Source organism: Lentzea kristufekii (genome assembly GCF_033949925.1).
Lineage (GTDB): Bacteria > Actinomycetota > Actinomycetes > Mycobacteriales > Pseudonocardiaceae > Lentzea > Lentzea kristufekii.
Genome location: NZ_JAXAVV010000038.1, coordinates 11,011 through 24,538, shown reverse-complemented (window position 1 = coordinate 24,538; position 13,528 = coordinate 11,011). Strand labels below are relative to the sequence as shown.

Here is a 13,528-nt window from a genome sequence, read left to right as displayed (position 1 = left end):
CCGAACTACTAGGTCGGCTAGTAGACAATGCCGTGATGTTGCCGTAATTTGCGCCAAGGCATCGGGGGAGGCCTGTTCCCGACTACGGAGGTATGCGCGACGTGACGTCGCAACGACTCAAGCCCGGCACGCGAGGTGCACTGGCGGCTGCGGCGGTTCTGGCGGTGGTCGGCAGCAGTTCTGGTTCGGCTGGTGCCCAGCCCCCAGGCGACCCGGTCGAGCAGTATGAGGAGCTGAGCCAGCAGGCGGAGAAGCTCAACGACGATGTGCTCAAGGCGCAGGAGAACCTCGACGCCAAGAAGGCCGAGCTGTCCGAGGCCGGCGCGGAGCTGAACCAGGCCAGGCAGGCTGGGGAGCAGCTGCGCGGTCAGGTCGATGTGCTCACCGAGGTCACCTTCCAGGGTGCACGGTTCAACGGGCTTTCCGCGCTGCTCGTCAGCGACTCCCAGCAGGACTTCCTCAACCGCATGTCCGCGCTGGAAGTGTTGGCGGCCGACAACGCGGAGTCGATGGGCAAGCTGTCGGCCGCGGTGGAACAGGCGAACGGCGTTCAGCAGCGTGCCGAGAAGGCGGCCAACGAGGCGGCGGTCGTCGCTGAGGACGTCAAGAAGCGCAAGTCAGACCTGGACGGCCGCATCACTGAGCTCCGCAAGGCTGTGAACAACCTCAGTTCGGCTCAGAAGTCCGGCCTCGGGTTCGGTCAGGTCAAGGACACCGGCACCTACCTGGGGCCTCCCGGTGCGGCCAACACCGCCCTGCAGGCGGCACTGTCCAAGCGTGGCTCGCAGTACCAGTGGGGCGGCAACGGTCCGAACGCCTTCGACTGCTCCTGCTTGACGAAGTGGGCCTACGCTGCGGCCGGAGTCACGCTGCCTCGAGTGGCGGTGGACCAGTACCGGGTCGGCAAGCCGATTGCCCAGAACGAGCTCCAGCCTGGTGACCTGGTGTTCTACGACGACGGCACCGGCAATCCCGCAGCGATCCACCACGTCGCCATGTACGTGGCCGAAGGCAAAATGGTGGACGCGCCGACCGAGGGGCAGCTCGTGGACGTGCGTTCGCTCCGCGGCGACGGCCACTACATCGGCGCCCGGCGGATCGTCGGCTGACTCGATGTCCCGACACGCACGAACCGTTACGCTGCACCGCTCCACACGCCTGTCTACCCACGTGTTCATCGCCGGCGTCGCCGCTGGAGCCGCCGCAGCGGCCTTCCAGCTCGACGCCGCACCGAAGGATGCGCCTGTCCAGGCACAGGGACAAGTCCTGCTGTCGGCCAACCTGTCCGGTGTGGACGGTGTCGGTGGTGACAACGCCGGGCCGAGCCTGTTGCGAGTCCGCCAGCAGCCTGACCACGACGAGGTGGAGCGGCTCAACACGAGTCTGCGTCTCACCGCGCAGCGAGATGCGGAAGCAGCTGCACGGCGCAAGGCCGAGTATCAGGCGGAACAGGCGCGGAAGATCAAGGTCTTCGCGCCGACGCAGGGCACGATCACGTCCAACTACGGTCCCCGATGGGGAACGACGCACTACGGCCTCGACATCGCCAACCGCATCGGAACGCCGATCCGATCCGTGACGGACGGCGTCGTCGTGGAAGCGGGACCGGCCAGCGGCTTCGGACTGTGGGTCAAGATCGAGCACGCGGACGGCACCACGGCCCTGTACGGCCACATCAACAGCTACGCCGTGCGCGAAGGACAGAAGGTGAGTGCCGGCCAGGTTATCGCCCAGGTCGGGAACCGCGGCATCTCCACCGGACCGCACCTCCACTTCGAGATCTGGGACCAGGCCGGGAGAAAGCTTGATCCGTTGGCGTGGGTGCAAGGACATGGAGTGCAGATCGCATGAGTCGCATGTGGAAGTTGGCTGTCCCGATCCTGCTTTTCACCACCGCATGTGCGAACAACACCACATCAACAGCTCAGGATCCGCCTGCTCCTCCGGCAACTCTCGCGCACGTGCACGGTCTCGGCATCAATCCCGCTGACGGCATGTTGTATGCGGCAAGCCACTTCGGTGTCTTCACTGTGCCCGCAGACAAAGCTCCCGAGCGCGTGGGCGACCGCGCGCAGGACACCATGGGTTTCGTCGTCGTAGGTGCCAACCACTTTCTCGGCAGCGGTCATCCTGATCGGCTCGAACCGGACACCGCACCGCACCTCGGCTTGATCGAGAGCAAGGACGCGGGCCGCACGTGGCAGACGCTCTCGCTGAAGGGTGCGGCCGACTTTCACTCGTTGGAGGTCAAGCACAACCGCGTGTACGGCTACAACAGCCAGAACGGCCAGATCATGGTCAGCGACAACCGGCGTGACTGGGACAGCCGCGGCCGTGTCGCGATGGTCGACTTCACGATCAGTCCGACAGATCCGGACGTCATCCTCGCTGCTACGGAGCAAGGTGTGGTGCGTAGCAACGATGGCGGCAGGACGTTCGCGTCGACTGCTGGCAGCCCGCGCCTGACGCACCTCGACTGGTCTGATGGCGACATCGTCATCGGTGTCGCATCGGATGGAATCGTGCACGTGAGCGGCGATTCCGCTGCGACGTGGATCGCGAGAGGCCGGATCGCCGGTACGCCTGCGGCGCTGGCCACCAAGGGCTCCGACGTGTACATCGCAACGGAGTCCGCCATCCACATTTCCACCGACAGTGGCAGCACGTTCACGATTCGCCAGTCACTGAAGTGAACTGCCACAGGCCGATCGATCGAATGCCGACCATGCCCCTTGCTGGAACGGCACCTGGCCGATCGGTCCGGTGGAACCGCGGTGATCGCCGGTCGATGGCGGGCATGGCCGCATTCGTACTGCTGCTCAACCTGCTCGACTGGGGTTTGCTGGTGCAAGCAGGCCGATGAAGACCATCCACAGGCCGCCATCCCTGATCCGGCGAGGAACTCCACGGCGACGATCCGGAACGGCTCCTCGACTGTTGACGGGACGTCCGCTCCCGCCCTGACTGCTTCTGCCCTGAGCACGAGTCACGAGCGGCCGTTCGGCGTGACCGACGGGGCGGCGGCGCCTGCCTGCACTGCGGCGTTCCTCTGATGTGGACTGCCGCAGGTCGTAGTCGGCAGGTCAGATCCTCCTCCACATTTGTCCGTCGACAGTGGACGGAGTTCGACGGTCCCTGAACTGGAGTGCCGCACGGCTCGCGGCGACCTGCTGCTCGACGTACCTGGTCGCCTGGACGGTCGGTGCTGCCGGGCGAGCAGGGGAGGGCCTTTGGGAGGTCGCCGGAGAAGCACGAAGGCCCTTTCCGTGCTCGAACCCGTGAGCGACCGTGTTGAGACCGACTACTTGTGAGGAGTTCATGATGATGTTCTGGTACGGCGAGGGCATGAGTGGTTGGGGATACGCCTTCATGTCCGTCAGCATGATTCTGTTCTGGGGACTGGTCGTTCTCGGGATCGTGGCCTTCGTCCGCTACCTCGGCCGTGCCGCACGGCCGATGGGCGCACCGGATCGGCCAACGCCCGAGCAACTGCTGGCCGAGCGGCTCGCCCGCGGCGAGATCGACGAGGACGAGTACCGGCGGCGCAGGGACGCGCTGGGCTCAACCACGACGTCGAGTTCCTGACCTTCGGTCGAAGTCACGGCTCGACGAAGCCGGTCGAGCCGTCGACGAGGAGTGTTCCGTCGGTGATCGTTCGGGTGGCATCGAGCCTGCCGTTGATCAGGGGATATCGAATTCGCGGGCTTCGATGGCGGCGCTCGCGATGCTGAACAGCGGTGTCCGCACCGGTGTGGCGCGGGAGTCCTCGCTGGGTGTCCTCGGCTCGGACGCGAAGGTGGCGAACCGACGAACATTCACGGGTCGGGTTCCTGACCTCGACATCGGTGCGGCGAGCGATGACCGTGTGGCCGAGCGTGTCGACGGGCAGCGTGCGACCGGCCAGCCTCCAGGTGAACGATCACAGCACGACGAGCGCACTCCCGTTGAGACGCGGCGGCAATGCCGGAATCCGGCCGAACCTGATGCCTTCACTCAGGTCGTGCCTCTGTCTGAACCGCGTGGTCACCTTCACCTGCCGCTGTGCGGCACGTTGGCGAGCAGTCCTGCGAGCAGTGCGGCTTCCTCGGCCGCTGCGACAGCTGGGAGCTGTCCTGTGCTCACCGCGTCCATGGCCTCGGTGAGATGACACGCCAGCACTTGCTGTCCCACCGCCCGTAACGCGCCCTGCACCGCGGCGAGCTGGATCGGGACGTCCTCGCAGGGGCGGTCCTCGGCAAGCATCCGTTCGATGCCGGTGACCTGGCCGGCGACGCGCCTCAGGCGCCTGCGTAGCGGCGCGTGCTCGCCGGCGTCGTCGACGGGTGCGGGTGATGCCATCATCCCCTCCGAGATTGTCCGAACACCTCTTCAGGGTCGTCGCGGGCGTCGCCGGGCAGCAGGGCACAACGTCGCGGGCGGGCGGATTCGAAGGTCTCACCTCTGCGTCAGGTGAAGTCGCCATCCTGTTTTTGGAAAACGAAAATCTCCTATGTCTGGTCGTAGTTCAGGGTAGGGGACCAGGGCCCGTGTCCGGCGGGACCTTCGGATTCCGGTGATCGCGACGTCGTGCCCTGATGGCGGGCGGATCGGGCGGTGATGCTCGACGCACGCCTAGGAGAAGAGGACGTCATGAAACGCCAACACCTCGGGCTGTACGCGATCGCACTGGCGATTCTGATCGTCGGGCTGGCCGTCGTGGGAGTCCCGCTCAGCACACTGCTGTTCGGCCTGCTCGTGGTGGGCTGCCCGCTGATGATGATGTTCATGATGGGCGGCCACGGTGGTCATGGTGGCCACGGCGGATCGGACAAGCAGCAACTCGATAGGCACAACTCAGGCCGGTCGTGATGGCTGACGCCGCGTATGGGCTGTGGCCTCTGGTCTTCCTGAACATCGTGTTGTTCGTGGTGTTCGCGATGAGCTTCTTCCAGCCGCGGACCAAGCGCGACTGGCGGGCGATGGGGGCCTTCACCGCGTTCCTCGTGGCTCTGTTCACGGAGATGTACGGCATCCCGCTGACCATCTACCTGCTGGGTAGTTGGCTCGGATCCAGGTTCCCGTTGCTGCGAGACACGCATGCGGGCGGACACCTCTGGAACGACCTGATCGGCTGGACGGGCGATCCGCATCTGAGCCCGTTCCACCTGGCCAGCTACGTGGCGATCGCGGCTGGCTTCTGGTTGATCTCCGCCGCGTGGGTCCGGTTGCACGAGGCGGCCAAGGAGAATCGGCTGGCCACGGCAGGGCCGTACGCGCGGGTCCGGCACCCGCAGTACGACGGGTTCCTGCTGGTGATGATCGGCTTCCTGCTGCAGTGGCCGACCATCCCCACACTGATCATGTTTCCGGTCCTGGTCGCGGTGTACGCCCGGCTGGCACGCAGCGAGGAACGCGAGGTGGCTCAACGGTTCGGAGATGCCTGGACCGCTTACGCAGCGCGCACTCCGGCCTTCCTGCCCCGGCTGCGTTCGACGCCGGCTCGAGTCCGGAGGTAGTGATGAACAAGAAGACCGTGCGCGCCGGGATCGTGGCCGCCACCGTCCTGGGTCTCTTCTACGCGTCTGTCGTCGGCGGCGTCGGAGGGCTCGACCACCTGGCCCAGCAGGCCGTGGACGACTGGCCGTGGCTCGTGCTGATCCTGGCCGGGTTCGGCACCCAGGTCGGCTTGTTCGTCGAACTGCGCCGCCGTCAGCGGTTGCAGGTGGACGTGCGCGCGGCCGCGGGCACGGGCGCGGGTGCCTCCGCAGTCGGCATGGTCGCGTGCTGCGCTCACCACGTGGCCGATCTCGCGCCGATCATCGGCGCGTCCGGCGCAGCCGTGTTCCTCACCGCATACCGGACTCCGATCATGGTGATCGGGATCGTGATCAACGGACTCGGGGTGTTCCTCTCTGCCCGGCGGCTGCGCCGCACTCCAGTCCCAGCAGGACGGTGAGACGTCATGGTTCACATCACCACGTCGTGGCGCGGTGTCGCCGTTCTGGTCGCAGCCGCGCTGGCCATCCTCGGAGTGATCGCGTGGTCGCTCTCCCGACCTGACGAGAACACCCCGGACCTGGGTACCCGCACGGTGCAGGCCGGCGATGTCGAGGTGACGATGACCGCGCTCGCCCTGAACGGTTCCGGCGCCGTGTTCAAGATCGTGCTCGACACCCACACCGTGGAGCTGGACCTCGACCTCGCTGCCTCGGCGCAGCTGACCGTCAACGGAGCAGTTGCCGACGGCGCCGTCTGGGAAGGCCAGGGCCCTGGAGGGCACCATCGCGAAGGAACGCTGCGGTTCGCCACCCCGGTTCCTGCGGGTGCAACGGCCGACCTGCGTGTCATCGGACTTCCCCAAGACGTGACCGGCACCTGGAGTGCGCCATGACCGTCGGGCTTCCCACACATATCACCGATGCGCTGGTGGCATCCGGGATCGAGAAGACCTACCGGCGTGGTATCTGGCCGGTCCGGCACCGCCAGGACGTGCTGCGCGGCGCTGACCTGACCCTGCGTCCCGGCGAGGTGGCGGGCCTCGTAGGGGAGAACGGCTCTGGCAAGTCCACCCTGATGAAGATCCTGGTCGGTGCGTTGCGCCCGGACGCGGGAACCGTGTCGGTGTCGGGCCAGCTCGGATATTGCCCGCAGGAACCGGTGATCTACGAGCGGCTCACCTGCGACGAGCACTTCGAACTGTTCGGCCGCGCATACCGGATGAGTCAGGAGGCGGAGCGCAGGTCCCGCCGCGAGTTGTACGAGGCGCTGGGCTTCGAGCGGTACGCGACCACACGGGCCGACCAGCTCTCCGGCGGCACGCTGGCGAAGCTGAATCTCGGTCTGGCAATGCTGGCCGATCCCGAGGTGTTGCTGCTCGACGAGCCCTACGCGGGGTTCGACTGGGACACCTATGTCCGGTTCTGGCAGCTGGTGGCGCAACGGCGGGAATCCGGCCGCTCGGTGCTGATCATCAGCCATTTCGTCGCCGACGAGGAACGCTTCGACCGGATCGTGGACCTGCGTGACGGGCGGACGGTACCGAGATGACCACGGTGTTGTTCGTGCGGCGGTTCCTCACCGAATACGCCCGCAACCCGGTCAACCTGCTGGTGCTGGTGCTCGTGCCGGTGGTGTTCGTCGTGGTGGCGGCCGGATCGATGGCCGAGGCGGCGAAGCTGCTCGGCGGCACCGGGCCGTCCGTGGAGACCGCGGCGGCCGGGTGGGCGGCTGGATTCCTGGCCGGGGTGGCCATGTACTTCCAGCTGCGGGCCGCACGGGCCGCGGATCGCCGGCTCGTGCTCGCCGGCCTGCCGTCCGCCCGCCTGGTCGCCGCCCGCATGGCGACGGGACTCGCACTGGCCGTGCTGGTGTCCGCCGCCGCGCTGATCGCGCTCGCAGCACGCACCGGCATCGACGCGCCGGGACGGGTCGTCGCGGGAACGCTCATGTTCGCGGTGATCTACCTCGCGATCGGCGCACTCACCGGGGTGCTCGTGCGCAATCCGGTCAACGGCACCGTGCTGATCCTCTTCGTGTGGATCATGGACGTCTTCTTCGGTCCCGCGATCGGTTCACCGGACCGGCTCGCCACCCGCTGGTTCCCGACCCATTTCGTGACACTGTGGATGGTCGACCTGCCCTCCCGCCACGGCGGTCGGCCCGGCGACCTCGGCTGGGCTTCGACCTGGACGCTCGGCGCACTGCTGGCGGCCTGGTTCGTGGTCACGGCCACCACGCGGGTCGCGCACCGCGGCACCGGCCGTGGTGGTCAGTTCACCACCGGCTTGCGCATGGGGCTGCGCGACTACCGGCGCAACCCGGTGCTCTGGGTATTGCTGATCGTCGTTCCGGTCGTGTTCATCTGGCTGGCCAAGGTGATCACCCCGGACGGGCGCATGGTTCTGTCCCTTGTGGACAACGGACAGGAGTCCTCGTTCTCATTCTGGCTGCCGGATGTCCACGCGGGGACCATGACCCCGATCGCGATCGGATCGCTGGCCACCCTTGCCGGGCTGTTCGTCGTTCTCGACGCACGATCCGGAGATCAGCGGCTCACGTTGGCCGGGTTCCGCACCGGCGCGCTGCTGTCGTCCCGGCTGACGGTGATCGGCTTCGCTGTCCTGCTGGTAACGGCGGCATCTCTCTCGGTCACCGCCACGGTGTTCGACGCCCGGCAGTGGGGCGTCTACGCGGGTGGCAACGTCCTTCTCGCCGCGACCTACGCGCTGCTCGGGGTCTGCCTGGGGCCGATCTTCGGCCGCGTGTCCGGTGTGCTCATCGCATTCCTGGTGCCGTTCCTGGACATCGGCATCGCGCAAAGCCCCATGCTGCGTGGCGAGCCAGCCGCCTGGGCGCGGTTCCTGCCCGGCTACGGCGCCGACCGGGTGCTCCTGGACGGTGCGCTGACCGCGACCTTCGACGAGTGGCGAGCCTTGCTGCTGGGCATCGGCTGGCTGGTCGTGCTCGGGCTGGCCGCGGCCCGACTGTTCCGGAGGAGTCCGGCATGAGCCCATTCAACCGCCGCGCCTTCCTCGGGGTCACCGCGCTCGGTGTTTTGACGGCCTGCACGTCCGAAGCCGGATCTCCGCTGATTCTGCCCACCGATCCGCTGGTGGGGCAGGCAGAAGCGGCACGCGGCGGCACCGGCCGCACCCGATCGGTCACGATCACGGCCACGACCGGGCAGATCGATCTCGGCGGTCCGGTGGTCAGCACGTGGACCTATGACGGAGCCGCGCCAGGACGGGAGCTCCGAGTGGGTGCGGGAGACCTGATCGAGGCTCGCTTGGTCAACCAGCTGCCCGTGGACACTTCCGTCCACTGGCACGGATTGGCACTGCGCAACGACATGGACGGGGCCCCGCATCTCACCCAGCCGCCGATCAAGCCGGGAGAGACGTTCACCTACCGGTTCATCGCGCCGTCGCCCGGCACGTACTGGTTCCACCCGCACACCGGGACTCAGCTGGACCGCGGCCTGTACGCGCCGCTGATCGTCGAGGATCCTGCAGAGCCCGGCCGGTACGACGCCGAGTGGACGGTCGTGCTCGACGACTGGATCGACGGCACCGGCACCACGCCGGACGAGGTGCTCGCCGGTTTGCGTCAGCGCGGTGGCCACTCCATGCACGGCATGGGCGGTGCCGCGGCCCAGCAGCTCACCGGTGACGTGACCTATCCGCACTATCTGATCAACGGCCGCGTTCCGGCGGCGCCGGTCACCTTCCAGGCGGGGCCGCGGCAGCGTGTCCGCGTCCGGTTCATCAACGCGGGTTCCGACACCGCTTTCCGGGTCGCGCTTGGTGGACATCGCATGACAGTGACCCACACCGACGGTTTCCCGGTCGTTCCGGTGACCACCGACGCGCTGCTGATCGGCATGGGTGAGCGCTACGACGTGCTGATCGAACTCGGTGACGGTGCGTTCGGGTTGGTGGCACAGGCCGAAGCCAAGTCCGGTGTCGCGTTCGCGGTGGTGCGCACCGGCTCGGGCGGTGTGCCTGAACCGACTGTGCAACCCGCAGAGCTGCGCGGAAAGGTCGTCGGGTACGCGGATCTGAGGTCGGCCGACTCGGTGGTGTTGGCTGCCAAGCAGCCCGACGTCGTGCACCGGCTCGCGCTCACCGGAGGAATGATGAGCTACGAGTGGGGGATCAACGGGCGTGCGGGTGATCTCACCAACCCTGCACGGGTCCGAAGTGGACAAAGAGTGCGCGTCGAGTTCGTGAACAGCACGATGATGTGGCACCCGATGCACCTGCACGGCCACACGTTCCAGATCGCCGGCGGGCCACGCAAGGACACCGCGATCGTGCTGCCGGGTCAGACGGTGGCCTGTGACTTCGACGCCGACAATCCCGGCCAGTGGATGGTCCACTGCCACAACACCTACCACGCCGAAGCGGGCATGGCGACGGCACTGGGCTACCAGACGTGATCGCCGCGCGTGCCGAGGCAACAGGGGTGCGTCCGTGGCGCATGCTGATCGTCGTCGTGGGCTGGGGTTCGTGCTATGTGCTGATCACGTGGGGCATGCGGGACGCTTCAGTGCTGTGGTTCGCCTCCCTGCGCGCCCTGGTGACCGGACTGTTGCTGCTCGCCGTTCTCTTGATCGCCGGCCGGGAGGCGAACGCGACAGTGCTTCCCCGCCGAGCAGGTACTTGGGGTCTCATCTGCGTGTTGGCGCTGACAAATGTCGCGCTCACCTTCGGTGCGATGTTCGCCAGCACGAGCGGCCTGACAAGCGGGGCCGCCGCGGTGCTGAGCAACTCGGCGCCGTTGCTGATCGTGTTGCCCGCCTGGTGGTTGTACGCCGAGCGACCACGGGCGGTCGAGATCGCGGGGGTGGCGCTCGGATTCGGCGGGCTGGTGCTGGTGGCCGCGCCGACCGGTCTCGGCGGGGGAGCAGGCCTCGCGGTGCTGGCCGCCGCCGGTATCACCGCGGGTGCACTGCTGGCCCGCCGCCTGACCGATGTCGACCTGCTCGCCCTGGGCGTGTGGCAGTTCCTGATCGGCGGCACGGTTCTGTCGGTGGTCGCCGTGGTCACCGAAGGCCCGCCCACCACCATCACCTGGAGCGCCCGGTTCATCACGGCGCTGTTCGTGCTTTCCGCAGGCGCGACAGCACTGCCGTACGTGCTGTGGTTCGGCGAGCTGCGCCGCGCATCGCTCACCTCGGTCACCGCCTGGACGCTGCTCGTCCCGGTGGTCGGCGTCGCGTTCGGTGTTGCGGTTCTCGGCGAGCGCGTCACGCTGATGGAGGGGCTTGGCGACGCGATCGTCATCGCGGCTCTCCTGTTGGTAATCCAGTCCAGTCGGGCCGCACATCGACCGCGGGCCAGGAAGGCATGATCATGAGTGATCACACCAGCACAGCCGTGCTCGACGTCAGCGGACTGCGGTGGGCGTCCGAGCAGAACGTCGTCAACGCCAGGCTGGGCAGGCGACCCGGAGTGCTCGACGTCTCGGTCAATCCCACGGCCCAGACGGCGACGGTGGTCTTCGACCCGTCCCGCACCTCCGTCGCCGCGCTGCGTCAGTGGGTGATCGACTGCGGCTACCACTGCGCCGGCCAGTCGGTGCCCCATCACATCTGCGACCCCATGGAGGAGCCAGACAGGGCCGGGCACGACCACGACCATCACGATCACGATCACGATCACGCGGAGACGTTGCGGTCTCCGCACGAGGCGATGGGCCACGGAGGGCACACCGGCATGTCGATGGCGGCGATGGTCGCCGACATGCGCAACCGCTTCCTGGTCGCGCTGGTGTTCTCACTCCCGATCGTGTTGTGGTCGCCGATCGGCACCGAGGTGTTCGGCCTGCACCTGCCGACGCCGTTCGGGGTGCGGCAGGACGTGTGGGCACTGGTGCTCAGCCTGCCGGTGATCTTCTACTCGTGCTGGATCTTCTTCGACGGAGCGGTCAGGGCACTGCGGGCCAGGACGCTGGACATGATGGTTCTCGTGGCGGTCGCCGTCGGATCGGGATGGCTGTACTCACTGGTCATCACGCTGACCGGTGGCGGTGAGGTGTTCTACGAGGCAGCGACCGTGCTGGCGGCGTTCGTGCTGCTGGGGCACTGGTTCGAGATGCGGGCCCGCGGCGGCGCCAATGACGCGATCCGCACGCTGCTCGACCTCGCGCCGCCCAAGGCCGTCGTGATCCGCGACGGTGAACCGGTCGAGGTGAGCACCGCCGAGGTCGTCGTCGGGGACCTGCTGCTCGTCCGGCCCGGCGCGAAGATCGCCGTCGACGGCCTGGTCGAGGAGGGCGAGTCGGAGGTCGACGAGTCGATGGTGACCGGCGAGAGCCTGCCGGTGCACAAGGCCCCCGGCTCTGCGGTCATCGGCGCCACCATCAACGCCAACGGCGCCCTGCGCGTCCGGGCGACCAAGGTCGGCTCTGACACCGCACTGGCCCAGATCGTCAAGCTCGTGCAGGAGGCGCAGAACTCCAAGGCGCCCGGCCAGCGGCTCGCCGATCGCGCTGCGTTCTGGTTGGTGTTGGTGGCCCTCATCGGCGGTGGCGCCACCCTCGCCACGTGGCTGCTGACCGGCAGCACGTTCGCCACCGCGATGCTGTTCGCGATCACGGTCGTGGTGATCACCTGCCCGGACGCGCTCGGTCTGGCCACGCCGACGGCGATCATGGTCGGTACGGGCATGGGTGCGAAACGCGGTGTGCTGTTCAAGAACGCCATGGCATTGGAGACCTCCGCGCGCATCCAGGTCGTCGTGATGGACAAGACCGGCACCCTCACCAAGGGCGAGCCCGAGGTCACCGACGTGATCATCGACGGCATGCCGCAGGACGAGCTGCTGCGGCTGGTGGCCGCCGTGGAACGCGAGTCCGAACATCCGCTCGCCGAGGCCGTCGTCCGTCATGCCGACGCACTCGGCGTCGCTGCCGCCAGCGCCGAGCGGTTCGAGAACGTGCCAGGACACGGCGCGATCGCGCATGTGGACGGTCGCCGTGTGGTGATCGGGAACCGGCGCCTGCTCGAGAGGGAGAACGTCGATCTGGGGACGTTCGCGGCGCGTCGCGACGAGCTGGCCGCTACCGGCCGCACCGCCGTGCTGGTGTCGGTGGACGGCGTCACGGCAGCCGTGATCGGTATCGCCGACGCGCCGAGGGACACCTCGGTCGCGGCCGTCGCGGCTCTGCACGACCTGGGTGTCGAGGTGGTCATGCTGACCGGGGACAACCAGGCCACCGCCGCACGGATCGCCGCACAGCTGGGCATCGACACCGTGATCGCCGAGGTGCTGCCCGGCGACAAGGCGACCAAGATCGCTGAGCTGCAGAACAATGGCCGCAAGGTCGCCATGGTCGGTGACGGCGTCAATGACGCGCCGGCGTTGGCGCAGGCTGATCTGGGGATCGCCATCGGCGCGGGCACCGACGTGGCGATCGAGACCGCCGATGTCGTGTTGATGCGTTCCGACCCGCTCGACGTCCCGATCGCGCTGCGCATCGGCCGCGGCACGTTGCGCAAGATGCGCCAGAACCTGGGCTGGGCCATCGGCTACAACGCCATCGCGCTGCCGATCGCGGCCGGCGTGTTCGAACCGGCCTTCGGCCTCATGCTGCGTCCGGAGATCGCCGCGCTGTCGATGTCCGGCTCCAGCCTGATCGTCGCGCTGAACGCCCTGGCGCTCAAGCGGTTGCGCCTGCCCACGGCGGAGACCGTGGAGCCTGCGGCGCCGCGTGCACAGTTGGCCACACGCAACAGGGTCGCGTCCGGCTCATAGACCGCGGACTTGAACATCCGTCGCGGTGCCCTGTTCCTCCCCTGAGGGGCAGGGCATCGTGGTTCAAAAGATGTCAGCGCCCACGAGCTGGAGTACATGACTGCTCGGCCTGGGCCCACACCGGTTGAACCGGGATCGTCCAGAAAGCGGCCATCGACCAGGCCGTTGACGAGCGCTCTCTTGAAGCCGAGCTCGTGGACAGAACGCTGGAGCTCGACCGCCAGCGGGTGGGGCGCCGAGAACGGTGCGGGGGAGCACCTGCAAGTCGATTCCTGCCGCGTCCACGTAGCGCA

14 protein-coding genes are annotated in these 13,528 nt (G+C 67.6%); 13 read left to right on the top strand and 1 reads right to left on the bottom strand.

Going from position 1 to position 13,528, the window contains the following annotated elements:
* Positions 1-101: 101 nt before the first annotated feature.
* The 4 genes from SK571_RS43135 to SK571_RS43120 all read left to right on the top strand — a co-directional run bounded on the left by SK571_RS43135 (position 102) and on the right by SK571_RS43120 (position 3,585).
* On the top strand, positions 102-1,109 hold the full coding sequence (locus SK571_RS43135) for an NlpC/P60 family protein (RefSeq protein WP_319989893.1): 1,008 nt from the start codon (positions 102-104) through the stop codon (positions 1,107-1,109).
* A 61-nt stretch (positions 1,110-1,170) separates the two neighbouring features.
* Entirely contained in the window at positions 1,171-1,851 is a 681-nt protein-coding gene (locus tag SK571_RS43130) for a M23 family metallopeptidase (protein WP_319989892.1), read from the top strand.
* Positions 1,852-1,856: 5 nt separating this feature from the next.
* Positions 1,857-2,693, top strand: coding sequence for a F510_1955 family glycosylhydrolase (locus tag SK571_RS43125; protein WP_319989891.1), 837 nt, complete (start codon positions 1,857-1,859; stop codon positions 2,691-2,693).
* Between the two features lie 628 nt (positions 2,694-3,321).
* The gene (locus SK571_RS43120; protein WP_319989890.1) at positions 3,322-3,585 is read left to right on the top strand and encodes an SHOCT domain-containing protein; all 264 of its coding nucleotides are present in this window, start codon (positions 3,322-3,324) and stop codon (positions 3,583-3,585) included.
* Between the two features lie 444 nt (positions 3,586-4,029).
* Here the strand turns inward: SK571_RS43120 and SK571_RS43115 are convergent, their stop codons facing one another.
* Positions 4,030-4,338 (bottom strand): metal-sensitive transcriptional regulator, encoded by a 309-nt coding sequence (locus SK571_RS43115; RefSeq protein ID WP_319989889.1) that lies wholly within the window; start codon positions 4,336-4,338, stop codon positions 4,030-4,032.
* Positions 4,339-4,629: 291 nt separating this feature from the next.
* Here SK571_RS43115 and SK571_RS43110 point away from each other — a divergent pair, with 291 nt between their 5' ends.
* Genes SK571_RS43110 through SK571_RS43070 form a run of 9 tightly spaced genes read left to right on the top strand, consistent with a single transcriptional unit; the run spans position 4,630 to position 13,235 of the window.
* A complete protein-coding gene (locus SK571_RS43110; protein ID WP_319989888.1) occupies positions 4,630-4,848 on the top strand; it encodes a DUF2933 domain-containing protein in 219 nt (72 codons plus the stop codon).
* Entirely contained in the window at positions 4,848-5,495 is a 648-nt protein-coding gene (locus SK571_RS43105) for a methyltransferase family protein (protein ID WP_319989887.1), read from the top strand. The genes SK571_RS43110 and SK571_RS43105 overlap by 1 nt, the downstream gene beginning before the upstream one ends.
* A gap of 2 nt (positions 5,496-5,497) precedes the next feature.
* Positions 5,498-5,935 (top strand): hypothetical protein, encoded by a 438-nt coding sequence (locus SK571_RS43100; protein WP_319989886.1) that lies wholly within the window; start codon positions 5,498-5,500, stop codon positions 5,933-5,935.
* Positions 5,936-5,941: 6 nt separating this feature from the next.
* The gene (locus tag SK571_RS43095) at positions 5,942-6,370 is read left to right on the top strand and encodes a hypothetical protein (protein ID WP_319989885.1); all 429 of its coding nucleotides are present in this window, start codon (positions 5,942-5,944) and stop codon (positions 6,368-6,370) included.
* Positions 6,367-7,026, top strand: a complete 660-nt coding sequence (locus SK571_RS43090) for an ABC transporter ATP-binding protein (protein WP_319989884.1) — start codon at positions 6,367-6,369, stop codon at positions 7,024-7,026. Before SK571_RS43095 ends, SK571_RS43090 begins: the two co-directional genes overlap by 4 nt.
* Positions 7,023-8,486 carry an ABC transporter permease gene (locus SK571_RS43085; RefSeq protein ID WP_319989883.1) on the top strand — a complete coding sequence of 488 codons (1,464 nt, stop codon included), beginning with the start codon at positions 7,023-7,025 and terminating at the stop codon, positions 8,484-8,486. The genes SK571_RS43090 and SK571_RS43085 overlap by 4 nt, the downstream gene beginning before the upstream one ends.
* Positions 8,483-9,916 (top strand): multicopper oxidase family protein, encoded by a 1,434-nt coding sequence (locus tag SK571_RS43080; protein ID WP_319989882.1) that lies wholly within the window; start codon positions 8,483-8,485, stop codon positions 9,914-9,916. Before SK571_RS43085 ends, SK571_RS43080 begins: the two co-directional genes overlap by 4 nt.
* A gap of 41 nt (positions 9,917-9,957) precedes the next feature.
* Positions 9,958-10,830 (top strand): DMT family transporter, encoded by an 873-nt coding sequence (locus SK571_RS43075; RefSeq protein ID WP_319989929.1) that lies wholly within the window; start codon positions 9,958-9,960, stop codon positions 10,828-10,830.
* Between the two features lie 2 nt (positions 10,831-10,832).
* Positions 10,833-13,235: a heavy metal translocating P-type ATPase gene (locus SK571_RS43070; RefSeq protein ID WP_319989881.1), complete on the top strand. Its 2,403-nt coding sequence runs from the start codon at positions 10,833-10,835 to the stop codon at positions 13,233-13,235.
* The last annotated feature ends 293 nt before the right edge of the window (positions 13,236-13,528 follow it).